The organism is Bacillus sp. HMF5848 (assembly GCF_003944835.1).
In the GTDB taxonomy this organism is placed as follows: domain Bacteria; phylum Bacillota; class Bacilli; order Bacillales; family HMF5848; genus HMF5848.
The window spans coordinates 4,456,555-4,480,930 of sequence record NZ_RWIV01000001.1 but is presented as its reverse complement, the minus strand read 5'-3'; the positions used below and the strand labels follow the sequence as shown (position 1 = coordinate 4,480,930).

Sequence of the window (24,376 nt, the reverse complement as noted above, 5' to 3'; positions counted from 1 at the left end):
ATAATAAGATATAAGACCTAATTTGTATTATCAAAATATTGTTTGTACAGGTGTGTTCATAATGAATAACTATTCTAATAACAATACCGCTAAACGCTATAAAGCTCATGTAAGTATTCTAGGAACAACTCAAATACATTTAAGGAATTCCTATATTATTGCTTGGTGGTCTGCAGCGTTTCCGGGATTTGGACATATGATTTTATCAAAATATCTCAGAGGTTTTACACTGTTTATTTGGGAAGTTGTTATTAATCTAAAAGCAAATGTTAATCTATCGATGATTTATTCATTTCAAGGAAATATTGATATGGCAAAGGAAGTTTTGGATACAAGATGGCTTTTGATTTATATCCCAGTATACATTTTTGCTATTTGGGATAGTTATCGTACTACTGTAGATATGAATAATGTTTATATGTTAGCAGAACATGAAAACCATCCTTTTAATACATTTAGTATAGGAGCACTGGAAATTAATTACCTTGATAAAAGGAATCCCGTTTTATCTTTTTTATGGTCCCTTTTTATGCCGGGATTAGGACAACTTTACATACATAGAATTGTTACAGCCTTCTTTGTTATTATTTGGTCTGTTGTATTTTTTTATTTTTCTCATGCACTTGAGGCGATATCTCTTTTGTTTTTAGGGGAAGTGCAACAAGCCACATCCATTATAAAACCTGAATGGTTACTGTTTTTCCCATCTTTATATGGTTTTGCTGTTTTCGATTCATATATAAACACAGTAGAGAACAATAAACTTTATGAAAAGGTACAAAGAAATTTTTTAACAAAAAATTATCAAAATCCCAAATTCCAAATATTAAAAGGCTATAAAGTGGAGTGATTACTGTGCAACTCTTTTCTACATTTGAAAATCATATATATTTGGAAATGGCTATTTCAACATTAGAGAAGAAGGGAATTTTAAAAGAAAACATATTTGCTGTTCCGTTAGATAATCGACTTGAGCAAAGAAAGTTGTTCGATACAATTCATCAATCGGATGGGACATCCTTAATTGATATCGGAATGGCACTTGCAACGGCTTTTTCTGTAATAGGGGCGAGTATCGGATTTAAATTGGCTTGGGGACCAATTTATTGGGGGATAATAAGTGCCATTATTGGATTCTTAATAGGTTTTGTCATTAGACTTTTTATAGAAAAAGTATTTAAAAAGAGAAGAAGAATCTTAAAAGGTAAACATTCTGAGGTTATTTTAATAATTGACTGTGAGGACACACAGGCTGAGTTTGTTGAGAATGTCTTATTTAATCATTTCGCCTTAGGGGTTGCAAAAATTAAAAGATAGTGTAAAGGTCTTGTAAGGAAAAGTAAAGATTAATGCCCATGCTTTACTAATGAATTGACTTGAACCGTACCACAAGTAAATGAGATTTGGAAATATAGTATTTCATAATTTTTTTTAAAAAATAATTTATATAAAATAGAAAAGGCGGAACTATACAAGTTCTGCCTTTTTGTAGCCAGTTATGGCAGGAAATTTGTACAAAACCCAAGTCTATTTAGATTCAAAATCAATATGTCCTTTTGGGATTGAAATGACCAATGCCTTTTAATTCATAATCGAAAAATTCAAGAACTAATTTATTTTCCATTTCAATACAGTAATATGGATTGATGTTGGCTCTTCCACCTTGCAGCATATTAGCAAGTATAGGAGAGAAAAGCTGTAAATCGGTCAAGCTTAAATGTTTTGCCCCTTTAAAATGAGTAGTATATGCTCCTTCGAACTGTTTATTGTTGAGGTTGTTCGCTACATAAACAGGAGTACTATCCAGTTGTCTCCATACATCGTCCGAATAAATGTTTAAAAGTGGGGTTGTGTAGGCTTTGCTGCTTGCCACAAACTTATCACCTGCTTTGTTATAAACAAGTTCACTAAAGAAAGGAGCATCGATATTTACGACTGCACTTACATCATCACGCTCTCTACTTAGCCAAACGCTTGCAGCGCCTCCCATTGAGTGTCCGAACACACCAATTTTCTCTGTATTGATATGTTGATAAACGGGGGTATTGTCATTTTTGTTTTTTTCAAGGATCGTATCAATGACAAAATTCATATCGTCTGCTCGCAGTTTCATCCATTTTTGAATGATATTATATAGTTTTTCATTAGAGTAAACACCTTTATTCATATTTTCAACTTCATGGATAAAATCTGAATTGGTCATAGCTACTGTTCCATCCTCTGAACGAGTAAAGAAGGAATGATAAGGATGATCGATGGAGACGACTACATAACCGTGGCTTGCAAGTTCAGTATAGGTAGAGCTATTGCTATCCTTAATACCAAATGCTCCATGAGAGAATACCAAAAGTGGGTATGTACCATTGCCGTTTTTCGGATACCAAAACCCTACATTCACAAATCTGTGTTGCTCTTTATCCGTAAATTCTTCCATACGGTTTTTATCCGTATATGTGTAAGTAGCGGTTTCAACTTTATATTCACCAGTTACTTTTGGTGATTTATACTGCGGAAAAACAATTTCAGGCGTAAGGGCAAATACTATTAGAACTATCATTACAACGGATTTCCACACAATTTTAGAAGTTTTATATGTTTTGCTTTCCTTGTTACGGATAAGAGATACTGTCGCCTTTACCGCTAATAGGAGAAGCAGTAAACCAAGAATTACCCAACGTAAACTCCACATAATCACATTGGAAAGTGTGAGGATGACAAATGTTATAAAAATAGCAATTCTAATCCAATTTTTTATTTTTTGATGATTTTGCTTCGTTACAATACAGTTAATAGCAAAAGCAATCTCGAAAATCAAAACAATCAATAATATTACATATGCCATAGTAGTTACTCCCTCTTTCGGATCAATTTTATATGAACTCATCATAATAAACGGCCGAAAAGAAGTATATAGAAAAACGGTAAGTTGCTTTTACAGGCAAATAAGATGCAAAAAAACGGTAAACTATAAAGCTTACCGTAAAATAGCAGAAAGTACTGCATGATGATTTTCTTGACTACTCATTATCATTTCTCTTAAATGTCTTTAGTTTTTCGTTAATAATTTGGGCGTCTTTTATATCATGTTTCCATGACAATAGACGCACTATCATATAGATAACAGCAATTTGCAGAGCCATAATAATTACATCTAATCCACTTTTCACAATACCAAAAATGCTGCCAAGGGTGATCAATAGAATCTCCAAGGTGAAAAAATGAATAGCCATTTTTATACGCATTTTCTTTTCACTTATTTCATTAGGAGAATATAAAATGAATCCCGTTAGTGCACTTATAAATGAAAACGCAATAATGATATAAATGGACTTTAAATCAAAGCCCATATTGGGATAATATATTTGTCTTAAAATAGTAATAATAATGATTAAAGATGCGAAGATAATCAAGAAATCCCTAATGATGTTTTGTATAAATTCGGATAGTTTCATATATGTAGTCCCACCTTTTACAATCCAAGCATTTTTTTAAGGACAGGCACATACTGCCTTGATATAATAGCACGTTCCCCATTATCAAGCACTGCCTCGAATCGACCACTAAAGGAAGGGTGAACCGTCGAAATTTTAGCGATGTTTAGAATGGTAGATTTGGTGGCACGGAAAAAGTCCTTTTCTTTGCACATTTCCTCTAACTCATAAAGCTTTTGTTTTACTTCAAAAACGTTATCCTTGCAGTAAAGAAAAACCTTTCCGTCAACTGCCTCAAAATAATAGATATCTCTAAGATTAATACGATGAACTCTATCATTTTGAGATCCGAGTACTATGGCTGGTTCAGTTTTTAGTTTACTTACAATCTCTTGTATTTCTTCATCTATCTCATGACACCTGATGAGGACTTCTTCTTCCAGCTCTCTACTTATTTCTTCTATTGAAATTTTCAAATTATCACCCACGAAAATTCAAAATATTTCAGGTTAGATGTCCGATTCTACTAGCACCATCGGATCTGGAAATACCAACCTTCAGACCAGACCATTATAACATAGTCATATAAATGAGTATTGATTAAAATGAAGATTTATCCAATAGTACTAATAGTGTTATATCCTAAACATAATAGATGATATGCTGATACCTTAGAACAAGGAGTAGAGATTGGACTTATTATTGAGCGTAAAAACGGTAGACCAAGTAGAATGTATGGTGTTGGAGGGGATAGTGAACTACCCAAGCCTGCCCTTACTAGCATTTTAGTGCTTGTCCTAGAAAGGGACAGGCTCTTTTTCTAGCGGGAGATAGGTACCATCCAAAGATGCAACAGTTCCTTGCTTGGTGCTATAATAATTTTTAAAGTAGAACAATATGAGGGGGAAGTGCATTGAATCTAAACAAATGGTTTGAAAAAGGCATGACACACATAGAATATATACAGTCCATGGACATGAATCAAGAAAACCTATTGCGAATCTACAATGAATTTGCTCCTTCACGAGAGGCTATACATTTTTTACAGTCATTGCAGAATAAGAATTGGCGTGCTGTTATTTTAACGGCAGACTGGTGCGGAGATGCTATGCTCAATATTCCTATCTTTATGAGACTTGCTAATGAGGGGCTTATTGACACTCGTTTTCTTATTCGTGATGACAACTTGGAGTTAATGGATCAATTTTTGACAAATGGCGGCCGTTCCATCCCTCTCATGATAATTCTTGATAGAGATGGAAACTTCATAACGCGTTGGGGTCCTCGTTCACCGCTTGGCCAAGACATTGTTATGAGCATGAAGAAAAACATGCCCAATCCTGAGGACGAGCAGTTTGAAACAGCTCGTAAAGAATTTATAAAAAAAGCCACACACGAATTGCTAACTAATGAGAAATTATGGGACAGTGTGGAAAAAAGTCTAGTAGCAGCCTTCCAAGAACACGCATAGTTTTTTACATTCAAAGAAACTACTTACGGTAAGCCTACAATATATGAAAGGGGGCCTATCCCACGCGCTAAAGTAAACCAAGCGTAGGATGGGGCCCTTTTTTTGCTAGTAGTCTGCTAGCACTTTGTTACTTTATCATAGTGGAGGTCAAGTGCTTTTTTGAAGTCAATGCTTATTCCACATACTCCTAATAACATTGAGATAACAATGAACTTTAGGAGGACACATTTTATGGTTGATACGACAAAGGGTGAAACGCAAGAAAACAATAATCCTAATGAGTTAGATAAGGGTTTAAAACCAATGAGAGCTATTGTTTATGAAAGATTTGGTTCTGCCGATGTTCTTGAAATGAAAGAGTTAGAAATACCTTCACCAGAAGATGATGAAGTTCTCATAAGAATCTATGCAACGACAGTCGCGTCGGAAGATCCGCTAATGCGTTCTTCACGAGGACTTAATGGAATAAGGAAACCGAAGAAAAACGTCAATTTCTTGATTTAAGTCAATGAGAGTCTGCCTCAGAAAAGAATACAATCTTTATGAAATCAAATTCGAGGAGGATCATTTATGAGAACAAATAATAATATGCAACGAAAAGCAGCAGTCATTTCTGGTATCGCGTTGCTCATTATGACGATTGCGGCCTTTTTTGCTCAGGGGTATGTACACAGTTCGTTAGTTGTTAAAGGAGACGCGGTAACTACATTAGAAAACATCCAAGCATCTCAATCCTTGTTCAGACTTCAGATACTTGGATGGCTAATCATTGTCATTACGGATCTAATTGTATCATGGGGCTTTTACGTCTTTTTGAAGCCTTTTCATCGCGAGTACGCATTATTGGCTGGTTGGCTCCGTTTACTTTACACAGCCATTTTGGCAATTGCGGTATCCCATCTTGTTGTAGCTAATAGTACCCTTCAAGAATCAGTGATAGGTGAGGCATTAGGTAATATGCCACAGCAAGTTATGTGGTCTATCACCGCGTTTGAAGCAATCTGGTCAGTGGGATTAATCATTTTTGGACTGCACCTTATTACAGTTGGCTTGGTAGTAATGAAAACAAAGCATATCCCAAAAGTTATTAGTATTCTAGTATTTTTAGCGGGCTTCAGCTACTCGCTCATTCATTTCATGTACGGGTTTATTCCACAGCTTGAAGGTTTTACCCAAATTTTAGAAATGACTCTTATGGCTCCAATGTTTATTGGTGAATTAGGATTTGGTATTTGGTTATTGGTGAAAGGCAAAAAATTGTCTATGGACGACTAATCAACAATTCTGAGGTGGTTTGCTTCTGATCGCTTCTTAATACGACTAAGGGATTCTGGTTTTATTCCAAGGTAGCTTGCTAGTTGGTATTGGGGAACTCGGTCAATTAAATCTGGTCTTTTTTTCATCAAAGCATGATATCGCTCTTCTGGAGTCGAAGAGATGAAGGAGGAGAAATCATCCCTCATAGCACCTATATCTGCTTCAATCATTTTACGAGTCATTGCCGCTAACACCGGATGCATGTCGTAAGATTCCTGCTCAGTTGCTAAATCACCTACAACAAGTGTACAGTCTTCCAAACAGCTAAGCGAGTATGGAGAAACTTTATCCGTAGTATGCTGATTAAAGGTCGTTACACTTTGTTCTTCCGTAAAGAAATTAAAGGTGGTTTCATTTCCATCTTCATCAACAGCGTACTGACGAACACAACCTTTTAAAACAAAATAGCATTTGTCAGGAACCTCTCCTTGATGTAAAAGGGTAGTTCCTTTCTTAAAAGTAACAACAGGAACATCTATTGTCAGTTTTTTTAATTCTGCTTCACTTAAATCGGAAAAACGTTTCATATATTGGATAAGGACATCTTTCATGTTATTCACCTCCTTAACAAGAATTGAATTGATATTACTAGTATAGCAATATGAACAAGGATAGGAACAGGTCATTGTTTTCATCTCTAAAGAAAAATTAACAAGACGTTCATTCATTTGAAAGGATAGATGAAGAAATGAAAAACAGAGGGCGACTTCTAAAAATAATTATTCCCATAGTCACAGTGATTTGTTCTGCATTATTTATACCATGGGGTATTTTAGCGGTGTGGATTTCTCCATTACCGGATTCGGTTCAAAAGGAAGTGGAAAGTGCAATTAATAATGGACTTGATGGCATAATAGTCTATGTAGATCAAGGAGATGAAACATCGTTATACTCTGCCGGATGGCATAATAGAGATGACAAAGTTGTTGCTGATCCTGAGGCATTGTTCAAGATCGCAAGCATCAGTAAACTATATATTGCGGTTGCTGCTGCTAAACTGGTTGATGATCAAATGATATCTCTTGATGACAACTTAGCTGTTCTTTTACCTGAGTATGCCGGGAGTATAGAATATTCTGACCGAATTACATTGAGAATGATGTTACAACACAGAAGTGGTATTCCGAACTATCTTGATCAACCTGATTATCCTTGGGTCAATCCACCGAAAAACAATGAAAAAACACTGCAGTTGATTTTGGGAATGCCTGCAGACTTTACACCTGGGGAAAAATACAGTTACTCAAATACGAATTATTTATTGATTGGCATGATTATGGATAAAACACTCGGGTATAGTCATCACAGGTACATCAAGGATGAAATATTGACACCCCTTAATCTAAACAATACGTACAGTTTGTTAAAAGATGTGGATTTAAATGATGTTATGAGTGGTTACTCTGTAGGATATGACAGCGATATAAAATATAATGATTTTGTCAATCCTGGTGGTTCAATGCTTGCTACTGCAGAGGATGTGGGAATATTCTTAAGGGCATTAATCGATGGCTCATTACTCACGAATGATGAGCAGGCAATATATTCTGAGATATATAAGTATGAACATACTGGTTTGTTACCGGGCTATCAAAGCATTGCCAAGTATCACAAAGACATAGATACGGTTGTTGTTCAGTTTGTCAATACAAGTGGTGGAGACTCATGGTCGAAATCTGAGATTATATACAATAGAATAATCCGCATTTTACAAAGATAGAACTTTCCCACTTATCGTTCATGATTGTTTGGATTAACTATATTACTATCTAAGCTCTTTCAGTGAACAATTTAGGATGGTTCTAATTGATTCATAAAACGAACTTTTATTTGGTAGGGTGAAACATAATACAAATAAGTAATTGATGGATAGAACTAGGCCTGTCTCCGCTAGCAATTTAATACTTTTTCCTAGCAGGGTTCAGGTTGTTTTAATTACGACAATCTATTGAATTTTCATTGCATTTTATTTACATGATAATTAGCCCAGTGCTAGTATGAAATGTAAGCGCTTTATTTTTGGTTAGTGTATTAAAAATTGACGTATCTGGAGAAGGAGAAAATGCATCGTGAAAAGTATTAAGTATAAAATATTACTAGGTTTTTCTATCATTCTTGTTTTAATGTTAATTTTATCTACGTATGTCTTGATAAATATTAAAACATTTAATAAGGAAGTAGAACAGGTTGTAACAAGAGATCTTGAATTATTAATAGCAGACAAAGATTTAGAGATTAATATGAGTCAAGGGATTTCTTTAGCAAGGGGATATGTGCTTTTTGGTTATCAAACGTATAAAGATATGTTTAATTCATACACAGAAGAAAGTAAAATAACGCAGGATAAGGTACTTTCATTAAATAACTCAGATGAAGTGAAATCTCTCATAGAGCAAAGTAATCAATGGAGAGAGCTGATTCAAGAGGAGGTATTTGCTGAGTATGATAAAGGAAATAAAGAGGTAGCCCTACAAGCTCTTCAAGAGAAAGGAACAGGCACTGCTAGCCAAATAATGGCTGGGTTTAATAAGTCAGCTAGGGATAGAGAGGAGTTCATTCAAGCTAATAGCTTGAAGCTTATTGAAAATGGCAAATCCCTAGATAGAGTAACTACTATTATCACTATCTTATGTATCATTTTAGGTATTATAATTGCTGTTGTTATTTCGAATATTATCATCAAACCTATAATTCAAATAGTTAGCCGTGTAAAATTAATAGCAGCCGGAGATTTATCTGGAGAGGAAATAAAAATAAAATCAAAAGATGAGATTGCTACTTTAACTCAATCAGTTAATGAAATGGTTATTAATTTGCGTGATTTGGTTAAAGAGGTACAAGAAACATCCGACCAAGTTGCGGCAACATCCGAGGAATTAACAGCAAGCGCTGAACAAAGCAGTCATGCTAGTGAAGAGATCACATCAAATATTCAACAGTTAGCTATAGGCTCAGAAAATCAAACAAAACAAGTAGAAGGTGCAATAGATATAATAAATGAAATGGTAGCAAGTGTAGAACAAGTATCAAGTAATGCTGAAAATGTAGCGTCTACTGTAGAAATAACGGATATGAAAACAAAAGAAGGTAGTTTAGCTATTGATACGTCCATTAATCAGATGAATGAAATTTCAGAAACGGTTCAAAATTTAAGTCATGTCATAAAGGGACTTGATTCTCAATCTAAAGAAATAGGGGAAATCGTAACTGTCATTGGAGGAATTGCAGATCAAACTAATCTTTTGGCATTGAATGCTGCTATTGAAGCAGCAAGAGCAGGAGAATATGGAAAGGGCTTTGCAGTAGTAGCTGACGAAGTAAGAAAGTTAGCTGAAGAATCAGCAAAGTCATCTAATAAAATTTCGCAGCTAGTAACAAGAATTCAAGAAGAAACTACAAATGCTATATATTCAATGGATTCTACTATTAAAGAAGTAGATAATGGGATTGTGACCGCTAAAACTGCCGGAAATTCATTTTTACATATTAAAGAAGCTATTAATGAAGTAACTAGTCAGGTGAAAGATGTATCTATTTCGATGAGTGAAATGGCGGCAGGGACAGAACACGTATTAAGAAGTATTCATGCTGTATCAAGTATTGCTGAAGAATCTGCTGCCGGTACACAGAATGTCTCGGCATCTTCTGAGGAGCAACTTGCTTCCACCGAAGAGATTACAGCATCTGCATACAATTTATCAAAGATGGCTGAAAATTTATCAACTCAAATAAGTAAATTTAAAATCTAAAAAGGTTACATAATAACCTGCGTTTATGAATTAGCAGGGGCTGTTCCATACTTGCCAGATTCTCATTCACTATATGTAAAATGTATCGTCCATTATACAAATTGCAGTAGAAGTGACTGGCACTTTGCTATAGGTCAGTTCCTTTTTTATCTCTATCGGAAGACTACTTAATCTTAAACTGTAACTATAAAATGGGTATTTTTTCGATGCAGAGGATAGTAAAGAGTGGTTATCTGTTCTGAACCATACCACGAATAATAAAAAAAGGCCCGTCTCTGCTAGTAGTTTGTTGCTTTATCCTAGCAGGAGACAGGCTTTTTTTCTTTTTTTATTTGGCTCTAATAAAGGTGAGTGTTGATTTTTGAATATTGTTGATAGTAGCGAGCGCAATGTAGCGAAAATCAACAACAAAGTTTAGCAGAGCTTTTTATTTTAAACTTGAATTACTCGCAATATCATCTGCCAATTTCCCTGCACCGTCTAATATATTTGGACCGTAACCAAAGAATTGGTTAAAATCAATCACAATAATAGCTTTATTTTTAATGGCATTAATACTTTGAAGTGCTTCATCGTTATAAAAACTTTCCATTGTTGTTTCTGGGTCTGGACCACCCGCATAATTAGAAAGTAAGAATATATCCGGATTTTTTTCCACTAGTTGTTCAACACTTACCGTGCCTTCAATATCAGCTAGAGCGTTTGTTAAATTTAATTTTTCAAGCGTGTCGGCAATGAATGTGTAGGCGCCACCAGCATCGGGAGCAATCTTACCATCACCAGCATTATATACATATGCGTATGTTAATGGTTTCTCACTAGCCTTTTCTTCAAGAGCTGCTTGCTGTTCTTTTAGCTTATTGATATATACATCAGCAGAATCCTGCACATTGAAAATTAATCCTATGTCTTCAATATCTTTATATAAGCTGTCAAGTGTACCACCTGTTAAACTAGTATGTTGAACAAATGTTTTAATACCTAGATCATTTAAACTGCTTATTGTACCAACACCCCACTCTGCATCTTGGAACAAACCTGCGCGCCCCATTATGATATCAGGGTCTTGACCTACAACAAGCTCTTTGCTAGCGTAACCTTCCGTAATAACAGGAATCTTATTAAATTCTTCAGTAATCTCAGCGTCTGTTTCTCCATATAAGGCAGCGACACCGACAATCTTATCTGTTAATCCTAAGTGAACTAAGATTTCAGCCATTCCTTGTGTATTAGCCACAATTTTCTCTGGAGAAGCTTCAAAGGTTTGTGTGTGTGTTTCATATGTAAACCCATCTGTTGTTAAATAGTTATCAATTGTTAATGGATATTGTGTTTTACCTTTATCTTCAGCAGCTTCTTCAGTATTCGAGTCTATCTTAGTTTCTGTTTGTTCAGTTGTAGTAGTGTTCTCTTCTGTATTGGATTGTGCACCCTCGTTCGGTTGTGTAGAACAACCTACCAATAACATCATAAATAGCATTATTGATAAAAGTGTAATGTTCCTCATATTTTCCCCACCCTATTAATTATTTTGCAAAAGATCGTTTGACAATGATAATCTTTCTCAATTAGTATAGAATAAGATAATTATTTTGACAATATTTTTTTTGGAGGAATTCTTCTGTGGATTTTAAACTAAACAAAGGCTTTACTGAATCAAAAACTTTTTTGACTAGTGTTTATATAGGTATGCTTTTCATTCTTCTACTCTCCATAGTGTTAGGTGTTTCACTAGGACAAGTTGATATTCCTCTATCACATTCATTCCGAATATTACTCTATAAAACGTTTGGAATTCCAATTGGTAATATCGAGGATATACAAGCAGGCTCATATGTTAATATAATTTGGAGCATTCGCTTTCCGCGTGTCTTGATGGCCATGCTTATAGGAGCCGCTCTAGCTCTTTGTGGAGCAATTATGCAGGCTACGGTCCAAAATCCATTGGCTGATCCATATATACTAGGGATTTCTTCAGGAGCCACATTAGGGGCCACGTTTGCTGTACTAATTGGCTTTGGTACAGGTACTATATTTGCCCAATTTAGTTTAGCCATTGGGGCATTTGCAGGTGCTTTAATAGCAAGCTTTCTAGTACTTACTTTTTCTAGCATAGGCGGCAAAATGACGTCGGTAAAACTAGTACTAATGGGTATGGTGATTAATGCTCTATTTTCCGCTTTCTCAAATTTTATAATCTATATTGCCAACAATGCCGAGGGGATCCGTACTATTACGTTTTGGGGTATGGGAAGTCTTGCAAGTGCACGGTGGAGTGAAATCCCACTTCTTACTATAACTATATTGATTGGTATTATTTTCTTAATGATTCAATCTCGGAATCTTAATACGATGTTACTCGGAGATGAAGCTGCCGTTACGTTAGGAATAAACTTAAGCTCATATAGAAAGATATACATGGTAATTACAGCGATTTTAACGGGAATATCAGTTGCATCTGTTGGAATGGTAGGGTTTGTAGGCTTAATAATTCCACATTTAATACGAAGTGTAGTTGGTTCAGATCATAGAAGATTACTTCCAGCAACGATTTTATTTGGGGCAATTTTTCTTATTTGGGCAGATATTTTTGCTCGTATCATCATACCTACAGTTGAGTTGCCGATTGGAGTTGTGACGGCCATTATTGGCGCACCAATGTTTATGTATATGCTTATAAAAAAAGGGTATGGATTCGGGGGGAAATAAAGATGAACCTTCAAGTTGATAATATTTCTATTGAAATTGGAAAAAAAAAGATTGTACATGATATCTCGCTTCTTGTGAATAGTCAACAATTCGTTGGAATACTAGGTCCAAATGGCTGTGGTAAATCAACACTGTTAAAAAGCATCTATAAAGTCCTACAGCCAAACAGCGGGCTCGTTAAACTTGGTGATATGGATGTATTAAAGGAAAAATCGAAAAAGATTGCGAAGCATTTGGGCGTTGTAGGTCAATTCAATGAGATTAGTTTTGATTTTACAGTCGAACAAATGGTTATGATGGGAAGAACCCCACATAAAAAACTGTTAGATTCGGAAGCTAAAGTGGACTATGAAATTGTGGAACGTGCTCTAGCTAAGGTGAATTTGTTATCTTACAAGGATCGAAATTTCTTAACTTTATCCGGTGGAGAAAAACAAAGAGTGATATTAGCACGTGTATTGGCCCAGGAACCGAATTTTTTAATATTAGATGAGCCGACTAACCACTTAGATGTTAAATACCAGCTAGAAATAATAAAAACAGTAAAGGAAATAAATATTGGCACTTTAGCTGCTTTACATGATTTAACTTTAGCTGGTGCATATTGTGATTACTTATATTTACTAAAAAAAGGATCAATCGTAACATATGGAAGGCCACAAGATGTTCTTACGAAGGAGAATATTGAATTTGTTTTCGACGTGAAGTGCGAGATTTACAAAAATCCCGTAACGGGCCATATTGGAATTGCTTATTTATAGTATATATCTAACTTTATAGTTTATAACTGACAATGAGGGAGAAGTATATTTATATTGAAATAGTAATTGTTTGATAAAAAAGTTGTGTCCAAACGAAAAGAGCACTACTTTTTGAACTTTCTTTCGGGTAAGTAACAGAACGGTTACGGATTCTAGTGTTGTATGTACTTAACAAACAACAATAGTGAACTTTATATATATTAGACATTAAGCCTATTTCTGCTAGCAGAAATAGGCTCTTTTTAAATGGCTGTTTGTGTTTGCTTTGTTCTTTTTGAAGCCCATATAACTAGAGGGATTAAAATTAGAGACAAGTAAGCTCCTAATAATCCTAAGATGGCAAAGCTTGAATACGCAACAATGACACCTGAAAGTAGACTACCAATGGAGCCTCCAAGCGCGACCCCAACGTCAACAGATCCTTGCGTTTTGGCACGGTTATGGATGGTGGTCGAATCAATAATAATCGCGGTACCACTGATTAAACCAAAGTTCCAGCCGAGACCTAGTAAGATTAAAGCGATTGTTAATAAAGGGACAGAATCTCCTGGTGCAAAAGCAGCTATGAAACCAGAAACGGTTAATGTCACAGCAGACGCAATCACCATTTTGGAACGACCTATTTTATCAACAAGCGAGCCTGTCAATAAAGAAGGAAGGAACATCGCTGCGATATGTAAGCCAATAATAATACCAATAGCGGATAAGTTACTGCCATGACCTTCCATATGGATCGGTGTCATTGTCATAATAGCAACCATAATCACTTGTGAAAGAATAAGAACGGCTGCGCCTACCAATACACCAATTCGTTGTCCTTGTTGTAGTGTTGATGGTTGAAGTGTATTTGTTTCGTGTTGTTCTCTCTGTTCTATTAACCGTGCGATAAGTAATGGATCTGGTTTTAATAATAGTAAGAAGGAGACCCCTGCTGCAATATAGGCTACAGCCGCTAATAGAAATGGTCCTGCTAGTGCGGGCATTTGAAAATATTCTGCGACATGTCCCATCGGGGTCACTAGATTAGGACCGCCTACAGCACCTAGTGTCGTTGCTACCATTGCAATACTTGCTGCTTTCGCACGCTGGTGTGGGCCTGCTAAATCAGTTCCAGCATAACGGGCTTGTAAGTTAGTCGACGAACCCGCACCGTATATGAAAAATGAGAAAAATAATAACGCAATACTATCAATATTCGCCGCTAATACGACTCCTAAAGCGCCCAGTCCACCTGCCAAAAATCCTAAAGATAACCCTAATCGTCTCCCGTATGTTTGAGTGATTCGTCCCACTAGAAAAACTGCTAAAGCAGAACCTAATGTAAAGAGGGCAGATGGTATACCGGAGAAGCTTTCTACACCTAACATATCCTTTGCTAATAGGGCACCGACAGTAATCCCAGCTGCTAATCCAGCGCCCCCTAATGTTTGTGCAAGCAATACAACACGTAACGTACGTTTATACAATTTTTGCTGCAGCTCTTCTGAATTTACAATTTGATTAATATCATTTGTTTCAAAAGCAAACAAATGACGCCACCTCCGCTCCTTATGCTTTAACATTCCTTAATAGTATATAATACCACAAAGGGTATGTGTTTTGGCGTTATTAATTTTTTATCTCATTATTACATTATGATATGAGCTAATAGATTCCAAGATTGATACCCCCTGGATAAATTTCGTATTGCGAAATAAATGAAAACTATATACAATTACGTTATTAACCTTACTAAAGATCATGTACAAATACTCGGTTTTTGGTGGTGCCAGGCACCGACACCCCTCGACATGTTTTGCAGCCTTGGTATGAATGGATTTATCCAAGTACCAAAAAAGGCTGTGCCAGGCACCTACAATTTTTGCTAAAATTCGACTTTAATTCAGTCATTTTTCAGCTACGTGTCCTGAGGTTTTTGTGGTTTTTGGAACCACCGCCACCTCTTTGTTCTTTGTGTCACCTCGGATTTTCCTCAAGTGCTATCCGAGTAAATTTTACCTAATATGGGAGATCGTATGAATCGAAAAATATTTTTATACGTTAAAGCTTTTTCTGATTTAGGGACATTTATGGACTTAATTGCTATTAATGTTCTTATGTATGTAGCCACACAGAGTCCAGCCTGGTTGGCAGGTACGATGGCATTTCGCACACTCGGGGGAGTCATTTCTAGTTTGTTCTCTGGTGTTTTGGCAGACCGTTTTGACCGCCGTAAAATCATGATTGTGACAGATATTTTCCGTGCCGTTATTATATTAAGTTTAATTCCTTTTCCGAATCCAATTATGATTGTGATTGTTTGTTTCTTGATTGGATTAACGAGTAGCTTTTTTGCGGTTAGTTACAGTGCGGAGATTCCACAAATTTTTGGTCAGGATAAGGTGCTCGAAACAAATGCATTAATCTCTAGACTAACATCAATCAGCTTAGTAATTGGATTCATTGGTGCAGGGGTGATAACCGATTTTCTAGGTTATCAAGTCACATTAATAATAGATGCTGCAACATATATTATATCTGCCGTTGTTCTTATAAAAATGAAGTGGAATGCTACATCGGTTTCTGCCCGCACTACGGTGACATCTGGCATAAAAGAGAAATTTATTGCAATCGGGAACGATTTAAAGGAAGTGTATCAATTTATTCTTCTTGCACCGATGCTTTTGTCTGTGAATATTGTCTTTTTAGTTGGGGCGTTTGCGGGTGCTTCACATAACCTAGGGATACCGCTATTAGCGGAAAGCATTAATGCATCGAAACAAAGCTTATATTACGGTCTAATTTGGGGTGTATGGGGAGTTGGCTCCGTCTTAGCCACAGTTCTTCTTCCAAGGCTAACGTTTTTAAAAGGAAATCATCTTTATGTTGCCTGCTTTGTAACGGCTATTCTCATGTCAACGGGCTTTATTACATTTCTATCAAATCTGAGTCTTTCAGTTGTGTTACCTTTTGCATTTTTTACAGGCGTTTTTGATGCCGGTTTTACAACCTTGCATGCGACTATTTTGCAGAAGACAGATAATCATATTCGCGGACGAATCTTTGGGGTGGGGATGCTTTTGAAATCGTTAGGTTTTGCACTCGGCTTTGTCGTCGCACCTATTTTACTAGAAGCATCCTCTTTAAAAATGATGGTGTCGTTTTTCCATGGCAGCTTTATTGCCATCACACTGGTTATTCTAGTATATACTCATATCAAGTTTGTGAAGCATCAGAATCTTGAGCAATCTGTATAAAAAAGGATAGGAAATTTCGATTCGGAAGCAGGGTTGGAAATATCAATAATCCACCATTCATTCGGTAGAGTTAAACAAGCATTAAACCTTATAATATCTAATACGCTCTTTCAAAGAGCACAAGGTATCTATTCAGTATTAGCTCTCAGCTAGAGCACAGCTGTGTTACCCTTTGCAAAATAAAAAATTGAAGGCTTTACAGATTTTTTATAGAATAATAAAAACATAAACGTATTTCTGTTAAAAGGTTTAGCGAGTAGCGAATTTTTATGGATTAAGCAAATAAAATCAAAATGGTAAGGGGAAAAATGATGGCCGAATTAAACGAATCAATTGATATTCCAGTTCGAGAAGAAACTAGAAGTATTCTTGAAACAATACATATAGAAACAGGCGAGAGAAAAACTTTAGCAACCTTTGATAAGCTTATTGAAGCGCCAAATTGGACCCGTAACAATAAGCTTATATATAACAGTGAGGGACATATTTACTCGTTTGACATTGTTACTGGGGAAAGTACTTTAATCGATTCAGGTTTTGCTACTTCTTGTAATAATGATCATGTTTTGTCTCCTGACGAAACTCATATTGCAGTAAGTCATCATACGGTAGAAGATCATCAATCTCGAATCTATATAGTCCCATTAAAGGGCGGTAATCCGACTCTCATTACACCGATGGCACCATCTTATTTACACGGATGGTCACCTGATGGACAAACTCTTGCTTACTGCGCTGAACGTAACGGACAGTATGATATTTATACAATTCCAGCAAACGGAGGAGTTGAGACGCAGCTAACTGATTTCACAGGCCTAGATGATGGACCTGAATACTCCCCGGATGGTAAACACATATGGTATAACTCAACAAAATCAGGACTAATGCAAATATGGAGAATGAATGCAGACGGAAGCGATCAGAAGCAGATGACATTTGAAGAAAGCAATAACTGGTTTCCTCATGTGTCACCTGATGGTGAAAATGTAGTATATATTGCTTATCGCAAAGGAGATGTTGAACCTGGTGATCATCCCCCGAATAAGCACGTTGAGTTAAGATTAATGCCAAGTGCTGGTGGGGACTCTCGTTCACTAGTAAAGTTGTTTGGAGGACAAGGCACTATAAATGTTAATTCTTGGTCGCCAGACAGTAAACAGCTCGCTTTTGTACGCTATGAACTAATCTGAACATAGGATGCATGGGGACGGTTCTCACTCTGCCAAACGTATAGGTTACAAGAGAGTGGTGGGAGATCGGTGAGTAGTGACAGATTAATGAAAAAGAAACTAAATATCCATGAACGCCGGCGATAGACAACATTCACAACGTTCTTTCACGATGTTATGCATCAGGTCCGTGCTAGTTCTAGGAAATCCCAATTTCCTGAGGTGAACATCTTACGGCAGAGGGGAAAAGTTAACTATAAATGCATGCTAACAGTACCAAAAAATTTAACAGTTTCTCGTAAAATATTTAGGAGAGAAGACAATTGTCTTCTCTCCAAAGTTTTAAATAACGTTTGTATTTTCAGCAACTGCTTGGTTTTTATGGTACTGTTTTTTATAGAAAAGAATAACAGCATATATAGCCAGAATGGCATTTAACGCAGAAAACAGTGCAAGAGTAATGATAGGGAATGCTTCTGAATGAACGCCAAATTCACCTGTTGAGAAGTATTCAACGCCATCTATTAAGATGTGTAACAGTATGACCGGATATAGACTGTTAGCACGTAGTCTAATTGCAGATAGTAAAACTCCCGCTGCAAGCGTCCAAATAGTCTGGAAAACGGCAAACGTCGGGTCCCCTCCTACAAAAACATTAGTGGAGTGAACTAGTGCAAACAGCAAACTCGGAACGAAAATAGCAACCCAAGGTCCCCATTTCATAAATCCTCGAAGTAATAACCCTCTAAACAATACTTCCTCATTTACTGCTACGCCAATAGCAGCCATTAAGAGTAACATATTTTGCGTAAAGCCCCAGCTAGAAACTCCATTAATCGATAAAATGAATAACGGTATAGATAAGAAAGGGATATAATACAACCATTCTTTTTTTGAAGTAGGTTTCCTAAGACCTATTTCGTCAGCAACATCAGCCCAATATACTAGACTAACAACCGTCCCCGCATAGATAACCATCAATAACCAGCCAAGTTCACTAGCGATAGTCCAGTCTGGTCTAACCATTTGTATTAAGCTAACTGTGACTAATCCAGCAATACGACTCATAATCAATACGAAGAATGCAAATATAAAAGGATGATTCTTAAAAAATAATTGTAGTTTTTTCATGGCTCCATTTCTCCTTTAAGCTTTGTGATTTTTTTAATTCTACTGTTATTATGCAAAATAGAAGGTAATAAGGCGTAGTGCCTACAGTAAGGTATTTTCCAAGAAAGTCATATATGACTTTTTAAATTACACACAACTATCTAAAAATTTTGTATAATCAGAAGGAGTGTGGAAGGGGGATTTTACCAATATGTCTAGCCTTATAGGTTCTCACTGGGGACACCGTGTTTTATTTTACACAAGAATGATTTGGGTCCTAATGCATTGGATTGTGCTGGTCTTTTTCTATCAGAGTGAAATTGAAAACAGCTATCTATTATTTTTTTCTGCCCTCATAGCGGGGGTTATTCCTCAACTTATATGGTTAAAAAGTGAACGAATGAACAAATGGATTTATCCCGTTCTCGAACTGACTCTTAGTGGGTTATTCCTCCTATATAGTTCTTATGAAATAGGAAAATACTTTTCTTATATTGCGATTCCAGCTATGTGTGCTGCTGCTCAAATACATACTGTAAGACTTAGGGTGCCACTATGGATTTGGTTCTCAATCATTCCGTCTATTACGATGGCACTAGTTACACCATTATCCTCCTTTAATCTTGCTATTTTAGAAGGATTTCTCTTCTTCGGATTGGGGTGCATTATTTGGAAAATAATACATGTCCAACAAAAGATGCAACACCTATTAGATGAAAATGAACAACAACGTCAAGTACTTGAACAATATGCAAAACAAGTAGAGACTATAACGTTATTAGAAGAACGCAACCGACTAGCACGGGAATTACATGATACCGTTGGCCATACACTGACGTCGGTTATTATGGGTTTGGATGCTGTCTCCTATTTGGTGAAAACAGAACCTGATGAAGCGCAGATGAGCTTGAAGCAGTTAAGAGATGCCGCAAGCAAAGGATTAGATGAAGTTCGTGAGCAAATCCACCATATCGTACCTTTGGCAGATGAGGAGCCATTATTAATAAAGCTTAATAAAATAGCAGAAGAATTTGCTTTATATACGGGGACAAAAATTGATTTTAATCATGTCGGAGCGGATGTAGTGGTACCTTTGCCTATTAAGATGATATTTGTAAGATGTATGCAGGAATCTTTAACTAATGCAAAACGTCATGGAGGAGCTAATCAGATTCAAATTACACTTACTCTTCAGTCGAATCAAATTAGCTTGACTATACATGATAATGGTCGCGGTACAGAGAATCTTCAATATGGATACGGATTAACTAAAATGCGCGAACGAATTGACGCTTATCATGGGGAGTTAGAAATAAAATCTGGTGAAAATATTGGAACTACAGTGCATTGCCAGTTGCCATTAAAGTATAGAAAGGTTGGATAAAGCCATGATTAAAGTATTAATTGTTGACGATCAGGATTTAATTCGCGGCAGTTTACGAATTGTTTTGAAGGGGGAGAAAGACATCGATGTTGTTGGTTTAGCTTCTAACGGTTTAGAAGCCATCGATTTGTATAAAAAACACCAACCTGATGTAATATTAATGGATATTCACATGCCAGAAATGACTGGGATAGAGGCATTGCGACATATTAAGCAACTAGGGCATAAATCCAGTGTTATCATGCTTACGACTTTTCATGATATGGACTATGTTAAAGAGGCTTTAGGGGCAGGCGCTGATGGCTATTTACTAAAGGCTATGCAACCAGAGGATTTAGCATCAAGTATTCGTATAGTCCATAGTGGAGGAACTTTAATTCCACAGGAGCTCGCCAAGCAGATGGTAACAGAATGGACAAGTGGAATATCAGCATCTAACCCTATTAAACAAAAATCGGAGAAGCATAACTATGGCCTCACACAAAGAGAGACGGATGTGTTACAGCTTCTTGTAAGTGGAAAAGATAATCGGAAAATTGCACGTGAACTTTATTTAACAGAAGGTACTGTGAAAAATTATATTTCAACGATATATTCCAAGTTAGAAGTAACGGACCGTGTGCAAGCTATCTTAAAAGCTAAGGAAGAGAATTTAGTAGAATCATAGGATGCATGGGGACGGTTCTCACTCTGCCATGGAAGATGATGTAAGGGAGCAGAAGGAGACGAATCGATTGATGCTATTACCTTTTTAGTAAGAAGGAGGGGGAGGGCTAATATTAGAACGCAAGCCCTCCGATTTGAATACGAATCAGTGTATGATTCTATGTAAGTTCTTTAATGTTTTTCACCATTCTCTCGGCTCATAGTTTAGCTCTTTAAATAATTGTGTGCGCTCTTTTATTGTTAAATCTCTCCATTGTCCAGGGGCAAGGTTACCTAAATGTATGTTCATAATTCGCGTTCTTTGTAGTCTATAAACTTTATAACCTAATGCCGCACACATGCGTCGAATTTGTCGATTTAACCCTTGTGTTAAAATGATTTGAAATTCAAACTTTGATAGTTGCTTTACCTCACATGGAAGTGTGACTGTATCTAATATTTCAACACCGTCTGACATTTTCTTTAAAAAATCAGAGGTTATCGGTTTGTCTACTGATACAATATATTCCTTTTCATGCTTATTTTCCGCACGTAAAATTTCGTTAACAATATCGCCATCATTCGTGAGTAGTATTAAACCTTCTGATTCTTTATCTAGCCGACCGATGTGAAATATTCTTAACGGATGATTAACTAAGTCAATAATGTTCCCCTTTATATGTCTCTCTGTTGTGCTTGTGATGCCTACAGGTTTATTTAGAGCGATATAAACATTGTTTTTAGCTATTCGAATAGGCTCTCCACTTACTCGAACATCATCCCCGGGTTCAACTTGGCTACCTATTTGTGCAAGTTTCCCATTTATTGTTACTTTTCCTTCATTAATTAATTTATCTGCACCGCGCCTAGATGTTTTTCCAGACTCGCTAATATATTTATTAATACGTATGTTAATCACAACCTTAAGTAGAGAGTTGATTTTTATTTCAAATATACCTTATTTTGAAGAGCGAATCAAAACTCTCATTAAAATAAACTGAACACCAAAATTAGAGTCAAAGTAAAAAGCCCGACTATAGATAGTTAAACAATTAGTGAAATGATAAAATAGATTAGAAGGGATACTTGCAATTTCAAAGGTATCTTTATTTTTTTGACATTAAAACCATAACCTTTTTTAGAGAATGATGTATTAGGGGAGCAGTATTTTATGGAGACAGTAGCATTTATTATAATTATTTTAGTTGCTTCCATACTTCAAACGAGTACAGGGTTCGGCTTTTCAATTTTGGCTACTCCCTTTTTACTTCTACTATTTGAACCATTTGAGGCAATTCAAATAAATTTGATATTGTCTTTAATAATATCTAGTGCATTAATAAGGAAAATTAGAAAGGATATTGATTTTCAAATCCTTAAAAGATTACTGGTAGGAAGTGTTACAGGGTTACCAGTAGGAATTGTTATTTTCTTGTTAATAGATATAAACGGATTAAAGATGGGAGTAAGCCTTATTATCTTATTATTAACATTTATGCTTATTCTTAAGTTTCGAATTAACCAAAATAAAATAAGAGACATAATTGTTGGTGGACTCTCAGGCTCACTTACAACAAGTATAGGTATGCCCGGACCGCCACTGTTATTATATTTTTCAGGCACAAATACTCATAAGGAAAAATTAAGAGGCACTACACTTGCCTTTTATTTATTCATATACTTTGTTAGTTTAATAATCCAAGTTGTTTTTGCGGGTACAACTAAGACAGTATGGATATCAAGTGTATGGGCATTGCCCTTAGTATTTGCAGGGTTGTATTTAGGACAACTTCTTTTTAGAAGGATTAATCAAGATACTTTTCGTATTCTCACGTATATCATTTTATTGTTTACAGGAGTATATTTATTAACTGAAAGTTTAGGATTATTGTAATCAATAGGATGAGACAGACATGAATGAAAGTAACTTTGCCTAAAATCTGCATGTAATTATACGATGGACAAAAAATGTCCCGATAGTTAGGCCACATGTTCTTATGGTAGAAGGATAGGTTTTGTAAAAAAAGGTGAGCCGCCAAGTCAACTTTCTAGTGGATTATATTACAAGTTTTATTTGATAGACATGTTTTGAAAAGTACGGTATTATTAAAATATAAATTGAATATTTAGCCTTTTTAATAAAGGGGAGTAGCTTTTACAGTAAAGTCGTCATTACAGAGTTCATCTCTCGGCTTTATTGGCAAATTTTCGTTGTTAGCAAGACCTTTACCTGTTTTGGGTAGAGGTCTTTTTGTTTTTAAAGACTCGCTCCTTAGCAGGATAAAGGTATGAATATATCATACTTATGGGAGGGAGAGAACCACGATGAGAAAATTTAAAACATCATTTTATGATTTAATTGAAAAAAATAAACAGGAACTTTTAAAGGATAAAGACGCTATCGAAAAAATTGAAATACGAATTGAAGGTAAGCATCACAATGATATGGGGGACAATTTGAAAGGAAATTCTAACGAGGACTTGTTGAATGAAATCAACTAGAAAGTAGTTTAGCAGGTGACCGTACGGAAGTGGATATAAAGGAAATTACTCAAGAGCCTAAAGCGAGTATACATGTTTTTCTTTAATTCCTAAGAGAAGAAGCTAATCAAAAGACCTTTACTAACTAGATGCACACGAAAAAGCATGTCCTACGGTCATGCTTTTTTACTACTTAATTACCACTAGTCTTTTGTATTTTAGAACTTTATACATACGCATGATAATCTCTTTCGTTCTGTAAATATACAAGAACTTTTGATAACTATTTTGACGCTTCATCTATATGTAATACCGGTTGGGATTGAATTGGATAGATAATTAAATGACATAATAACATGAACAGATGTTGTTAAAGGAGTAGCTTATATGGATAAAGCATTGTTTCAATTCATCCAGTCCTATTCAGGTCGTAACCGAGTAATGGATTCTCTCATGATATTTGCTTCAACTAAGGTAAGGTATATATTTGCTTTTGTTTTTCTGTTAATGTGGCTGTTCAATTCAGAAAGGAAAGTACCAATAAAAGTGTTACAATCCACTGTACTAGCTTTTTTGATTAATTCATTAATTAAATTATTTACTTTTAAACCTCGTCCATTTTTGAAAGGCCGAGTTGATATTCTTATTCCATCGAAAAAGGATTCTACTTTTCCAAGCAAGCATACAATCTTAATGTTTGCCTTCTCAACATCGGTCATGTTACGAAACCGAGTCCTTGGAGTTATTTTAACAACGTTATCATGTTTAACAGGCTTCTCACGAATATGGGTCGGTAGCCATTATCCGTCTGATATTGTTGGCAGTGCTACTTTAGGGTCATTAATTAGTCTTGTTGTGAATAAGGTGAAGGGGCGCTAATGATTTCGTACATATGGAATGCAACAAAGCCACA

General features: G+C 35.9%; 23 protein-coding genes and 2 pseudogenes. 17 read left to right on the top strand and 8 right to left on the bottom strand.

The window, feature by feature from the left end; translation table 11 throughout:
- The first annotated feature begins 61 nt into the window (after positions 1–61).
- The gene (locus tag EJF36_RS21010) at positions 62–850 is read left to right on the top strand and encodes a hypothetical protein (protein WP_125908173.1); all 789 of its coding nucleotides are present in this window, start codon (positions 62–64) and stop codon (positions 848–850) included.
- A 5-nt stretch (positions 851–855) separates the two neighbouring features.
- Entirely contained in the window at positions 856–1,317 is a 462-nt protein-coding gene (locus EJF36_RS21005) for an inorganic phosphate transporter (protein ID WP_125908172.1), read from the top strand.
- 226 nt (positions 1,318–1,543) lie between these two features.
- Here the strand turns inward: EJF36_RS21005 and EJF36_RS21000 are convergent, their stop codons facing one another.
- From EJF36_RS21000 to EJF36_RS20990, 3 genes are all read right to left on the bottom strand, one after another.
- The gene (locus EJF36_RS21000; protein ID WP_125908171.1) at positions 1,544–2,842 is read right to left on the bottom strand and encodes an alpha/beta hydrolase family protein; all 1,299 of its coding nucleotides are present in this window, start codon (positions 2,840–2,842) and stop codon (positions 1,544–1,546) included.
- A gap of 175 nt (positions 2,843–3,017) precedes the next feature.
- The gene (locus EJF36_RS20995) at positions 3,018–3,452 is read right to left on the bottom strand and encodes a DUF3021 family protein (RefSeq protein WP_125908170.1); all 435 of its coding nucleotides are present in this window, start codon (positions 3,450–3,452) and stop codon (positions 3,018–3,020) included.
- A gap of 17 nt (positions 3,453–3,469) precedes the next feature.
- Entirely contained in the window at positions 3,470–3,907 is a 438-nt protein-coding gene (locus EJF36_RS20990) for a LytTR family DNA-binding domain-containing protein (protein WP_125908169.1), read from the bottom strand.
- A gap of 437 nt (positions 3,908–4,344) precedes the next feature.
- On the opposite strand from EJF36_RS20990, the gene EJF36_RS20985 reads away from it, so the two are divergent.
- The 3 genes from EJF36_RS20985 to EJF36_RS20975 all read left to right on the top strand — a co-directional run bounded on the left by EJF36_RS20985 (position 4,345) and on the right by EJF36_RS20975 (position 6,177).
- Positions 4,345–4,902 carry a thioredoxin family protein gene (locus EJF36_RS20985; protein ID WP_125908168.1) on the top strand — a complete coding sequence of 186 codons (558 nt, stop codon included), beginning with the start codon at positions 4,345–4,347 and terminating at the stop codon, positions 4,900–4,902.
- A gap of 231 nt (positions 4,903–5,133) precedes the next feature.
- Positions 5,134–5,406: a hypothetical protein gene (locus EJF36_RS20980; protein ID WP_125908167.1), complete on the top strand. Its 273-nt coding sequence runs from the start codon at positions 5,134–5,136 to the stop codon at positions 5,404–5,406.
- A 66-nt stretch (positions 5,407–5,472) separates the two neighbouring features.
- Positions 5,473–6,177 (top strand): DUF4386 domain-containing protein, encoded by a 705-nt coding sequence (locus EJF36_RS20975; protein ID WP_260471967.1) that lies wholly within the window; start codon positions 5,473–5,475, stop codon positions 6,175–6,177.
- Here the strand turns inward: EJF36_RS20975 and EJF36_RS20970 are convergent.
- Positions 6,174–6,770 (bottom strand): Crp/Fnr family transcriptional regulator, encoded by a 597-nt coding sequence (locus EJF36_RS20970; RefSeq protein ID WP_125908166.1) that lies wholly within the window; start codon positions 6,768–6,770, stop codon positions 6,174–6,176. The genes EJF36_RS20975 and EJF36_RS20970 overlap by 4 nt on opposite strands.
- 137 nt (positions 6,771–6,907) lie before the next feature.
- On the opposite strand from EJF36_RS20970, the gene EJF36_RS20965 reads away from it, so the two are divergent.
- The 3 genes and pseudogenes from EJF36_RS20965 to EJF36_RS22315 form a co-directional block, all read left to right on the top strand.
- Positions 6,908–7,939: a serine hydrolase domain-containing protein gene (locus EJF36_RS20965; RefSeq protein WP_125908165.1), complete on the top strand. Its 1,032-nt coding sequence runs from the start codon at positions 6,908–6,910 to the stop codon at positions 7,937–7,939.
- Between the two features lie 403 nt (positions 7,940–8,342).
- Positions 8,343–9,029 (top strand): annotated as a pseudogene (locus EJF36_RS22320) (HAMP domain-containing protein); the annotation flags it as partial.
- A 408-nt stretch (positions 9,030–9,437) separates the two neighbouring features.
- Positions 9,438–9,968, top strand: a pseudogene (locus EJF36_RS22315) (methyl-accepting chemotaxis protein); the annotation flags it as partial.
- A gap of 427 nt (positions 9,969–10,395) precedes the next feature.
- Here the strand turns inward: EJF36_RS22315 and EJF36_RS20955 are convergent.
- A complete protein-coding gene (locus EJF36_RS20955; RefSeq protein WP_125908163.1) occupies positions 10,396–11,475 on the bottom strand; it encodes an ABC transporter substrate-binding protein in 1,080 nt (359 codons plus the stop codon).
- A 182-nt stretch (positions 11,476–11,657) separates the two neighbouring features.
- Between EJF36_RS20955 and EJF36_RS20950 the strand changes: the two genes are divergently transcribed.
- Positions 11,658–12,677, top strand: coding sequence for a FecCD family ABC transporter permease (locus EJF36_RS20950; protein ID WP_125908484.1), 1,020 nt, complete (start codon positions 11,658–11,660; stop codon positions 12,675–12,677).
- Positions 12,678–12,679: 2 nt separating this feature from the next.
- Entirely contained in the window at positions 12,680–13,438 is a 759-nt protein-coding gene (locus EJF36_RS20945; RefSeq protein WP_125908162.1) for an ABC transporter ATP-binding protein, read from the top strand.
- 242 nt (positions 13,439–13,680) lie between these two features.
- Here the strand turns inward: EJF36_RS20945 and EJF36_RS20940 are convergent, their stop codons facing one another.
- On the bottom strand, positions 13,681–14,967 hold the full coding sequence (locus EJF36_RS20940; protein WP_260471966.1) for an MFS transporter: 1,287 nt from the start codon (positions 14,965–14,967) through the stop codon (positions 13,681–13,683).
- A 486-nt stretch (positions 14,968–15,453) separates the two neighbouring features.
- Between EJF36_RS20940 and EJF36_RS20935 the strand changes: the two genes are divergently transcribed.
- Together EJF36_RS20935 and EJF36_RS20930 are read left to right on the top strand one after the other, a co-directional pair.
- A complete protein-coding gene (locus EJF36_RS20935) occupies positions 15,454–16,674 on the top strand; it encodes an MFS transporter (RefSeq protein ID WP_125908160.1) in 1,221 nt (406 codons plus the stop codon).
- Between the two features lie 308 nt (positions 16,675–16,982).
- On the top strand, positions 16,983–17,864 hold the full coding sequence (locus EJF36_RS20930) for a TolB family protein (RefSeq protein WP_260471965.1): 882 nt from the start codon (positions 16,983–16,985) through the stop codon (positions 17,862–17,864).
- Between the two features lie 321 nt (positions 17,865–18,185).
- On the opposite strand, the gene EJF36_RS20925 is transcribed toward EJF36_RS20930, so the two are convergent.
- Positions 18,186–18,974 carry a CPBP family intramembrane glutamic endopeptidase gene (locus EJF36_RS20925; protein ID WP_125908158.1) on the bottom strand — a complete coding sequence of 263 codons (789 nt, stop codon included), beginning with the start codon at positions 18,972–18,974 and terminating at the stop codon, positions 18,186–18,188.
- A 190-nt stretch (positions 18,975–19,164) separates the two neighbouring features.
- On the opposite strand from EJF36_RS20925, the gene EJF36_RS20920 reads away from it, so the two are divergent.
- Positions 19,165–20,337: a sensor histidine kinase gene (locus tag EJF36_RS20920; protein ID WP_125908157.1), complete on the top strand. Its 1,173-nt coding sequence runs from the start codon at positions 19,165–19,167 to the stop codon at positions 20,335–20,337.
- 4 nt (positions 20,338–20,341) lie between these two features.
- Complete coding sequence (locus EJF36_RS20915) at positions 20,342–21,004, top strand: response regulator (RefSeq protein ID WP_125908156.1); 663 nt, start codon at positions 20,342–20,344, stop codon at positions 21,002–21,004.
- Positions 21,005–21,184: 180 nt separating this feature from the next.
- Here EJF36_RS20915 and rluF read toward each other — a convergent pair whose 3' ends face one another.
- A complete protein-coding gene (rluF, locus tag EJF36_RS20910) occupies positions 21,185–21,901 on the bottom strand; it encodes a 23S rRNA pseudouridine(2604) synthase RluF (RefSeq protein WP_185806993.1) in 717 nt (238 codons plus the stop codon).
- Between the two features lie 252 nt (positions 21,902–22,153).
- Here rluF and EJF36_RS20905 point away from each other — a divergent pair, with 252 nt between their 5' ends.
- From EJF36_RS20905 to EJF36_RS20895, 3 genes are all read left to right on the top strand, one after another.
- Complete coding sequence (locus EJF36_RS20905; protein ID WP_125908155.1) at positions 22,154–22,876, top strand: sulfite exporter TauE/SafE family protein; 723 nt, start codon at positions 22,154–22,156, stop codon at positions 22,874–22,876.
- A gap of 431 nt (positions 22,877–23,307) precedes the next feature.
- On the top strand, positions 23,308–23,484 hold the full coding sequence (locus EJF36_RS20900) for an FbpB family small basic protein (protein WP_125908154.1): 177 nt from the start codon (positions 23,308–23,310) through the stop codon (positions 23,482–23,484).
- Positions 23,485–23,850: 366 nt separating this feature from the next.
- Positions 23,851–24,342, top strand: a complete 492-nt coding sequence (locus EJF36_RS20895) for an undecaprenyl-diphosphatase (RefSeq protein WP_125908153.1) — start codon at positions 23,851–23,853, stop codon at positions 24,340–24,342.
- Positions 24,343–24,376: the final 34 nt, after the last annotated feature.

Bases quoted from the DNA above. Each gene is read 5' to 3' on its own strand.
- EJF36_RS20970 (WP_125908166.1), bottom strand. From the start codon at position 6,770: ATGAAAGATGTCCTTATCCAATATATGAAACGTTTTTCCGATTTAAGT.
- EJF36_RS20995 (WP_125908170.1), bottom strand. From the start codon at position 3,452: ATGAAACTATCCGAATTTATACAAAACATCATTAGGGATTTCTTGATT.
- EJF36_RS20895 (WP_125908153.1), top strand. From the start codon at position 23,851: ATGGATAAAGCATTGTTTCAATTCATCCAGTCCTATTCAGGTCGTAAC.
- EJF36_RS20925 (WP_125908158.1), bottom strand. From the start codon at position 18,974: ATGAAAAAACTACAATTATTTTTTAAGAATCATCCTTTTATATTTGCA.
- EJF36_RS20915 (WP_125908156.1), top strand. From the start codon at position 20,342: ATGATTAAAGTATTAATTGTTGACGATCAGGATTTAATTCGCGGCAGT.
- EJF36_RS20920 (WP_125908157.1), top strand. From the start codon at position 19,165: ATGTCTAGCCTTATAGGTTCTCACTGGGGACACCGTGTTTTATTTTAC.
- EJF36_RS20945 (WP_125908162.1), top strand. From the start codon at position 12,680: ATGAACCTTCAAGTTGATAATATTTCTATTGAAATTGGAAAAAAAAAG.
- EJF36_RS20905 (WP_125908155.1), top strand. From the start codon at position 22,154: ATGGAGACAGTAGCATTTATTATAATTATTTTAGTTGCTTCCATACTT.
- EJF36_RS21000 (WP_125908171.1), bottom strand. From the start codon at position 2,842: ATGGCATATGTAATATTATTGATTGTTTTGATTTTCGAGATTGCTTTT.
- EJF36_RS20965 (WP_125908165.1), top strand. From the start codon at position 6,908: ATGAAAAACAGAGGGCGACTTCTAAAAATAATTATTCCCATAGTCACA.
- EJF36_RS20950 (WP_125908484.1), top strand. From the start codon at position 11,658: ATGCTTTTCATTCTTCTACTCTCCATAGTGTTAGGTGTTTCACTAGGA.
- EJF36_RS20980 (WP_125908167.1), top strand. From the start codon at position 5,134: ATGGTTGATACGACAAAGGGTGAAACGCAAGAAAACAATAATCCTAAT.
- EJF36_RS20930 (WP_260471965.1), top strand. From the start codon at position 16,983: ATGATGGCCGAATTAAACGAATCAATTGATATTCCAGTTCGAGAAGAA.
- EJF36_RS20975 (WP_260471967.1), top strand. From the start codon at position 5,473: ATGAGAACAAATAATAATATGCAACGAAAAGCAGCAGTCATTTCTGGT.
- EJF36_RS20955 (WP_125908163.1), bottom strand. From the start codon at position 11,475: ATGAGGAACATTACACTTTTATCAATAATGCTATTTATGATGTTATTG.
- EJF36_RS20900 (WP_125908154.1), top strand. From the start codon at position 23,308: ATGAGAAAATTTAAAACATCATTTTATGATTTAATTGAAAAAAATAAA.
- EJF36_RS21010 (WP_125908173.1), top strand. From the start codon at position 62: ATGAATAACTATTCTAATAACAATACCGCTAAACGCTATAAAGCTCAT.
- EJF36_RS20935 (WP_125908160.1), top strand. From the start codon at position 15,454: ATGAATCGAAAAATATTTTTATACGTTAAAGCTTTTTCTGATTTAGGG.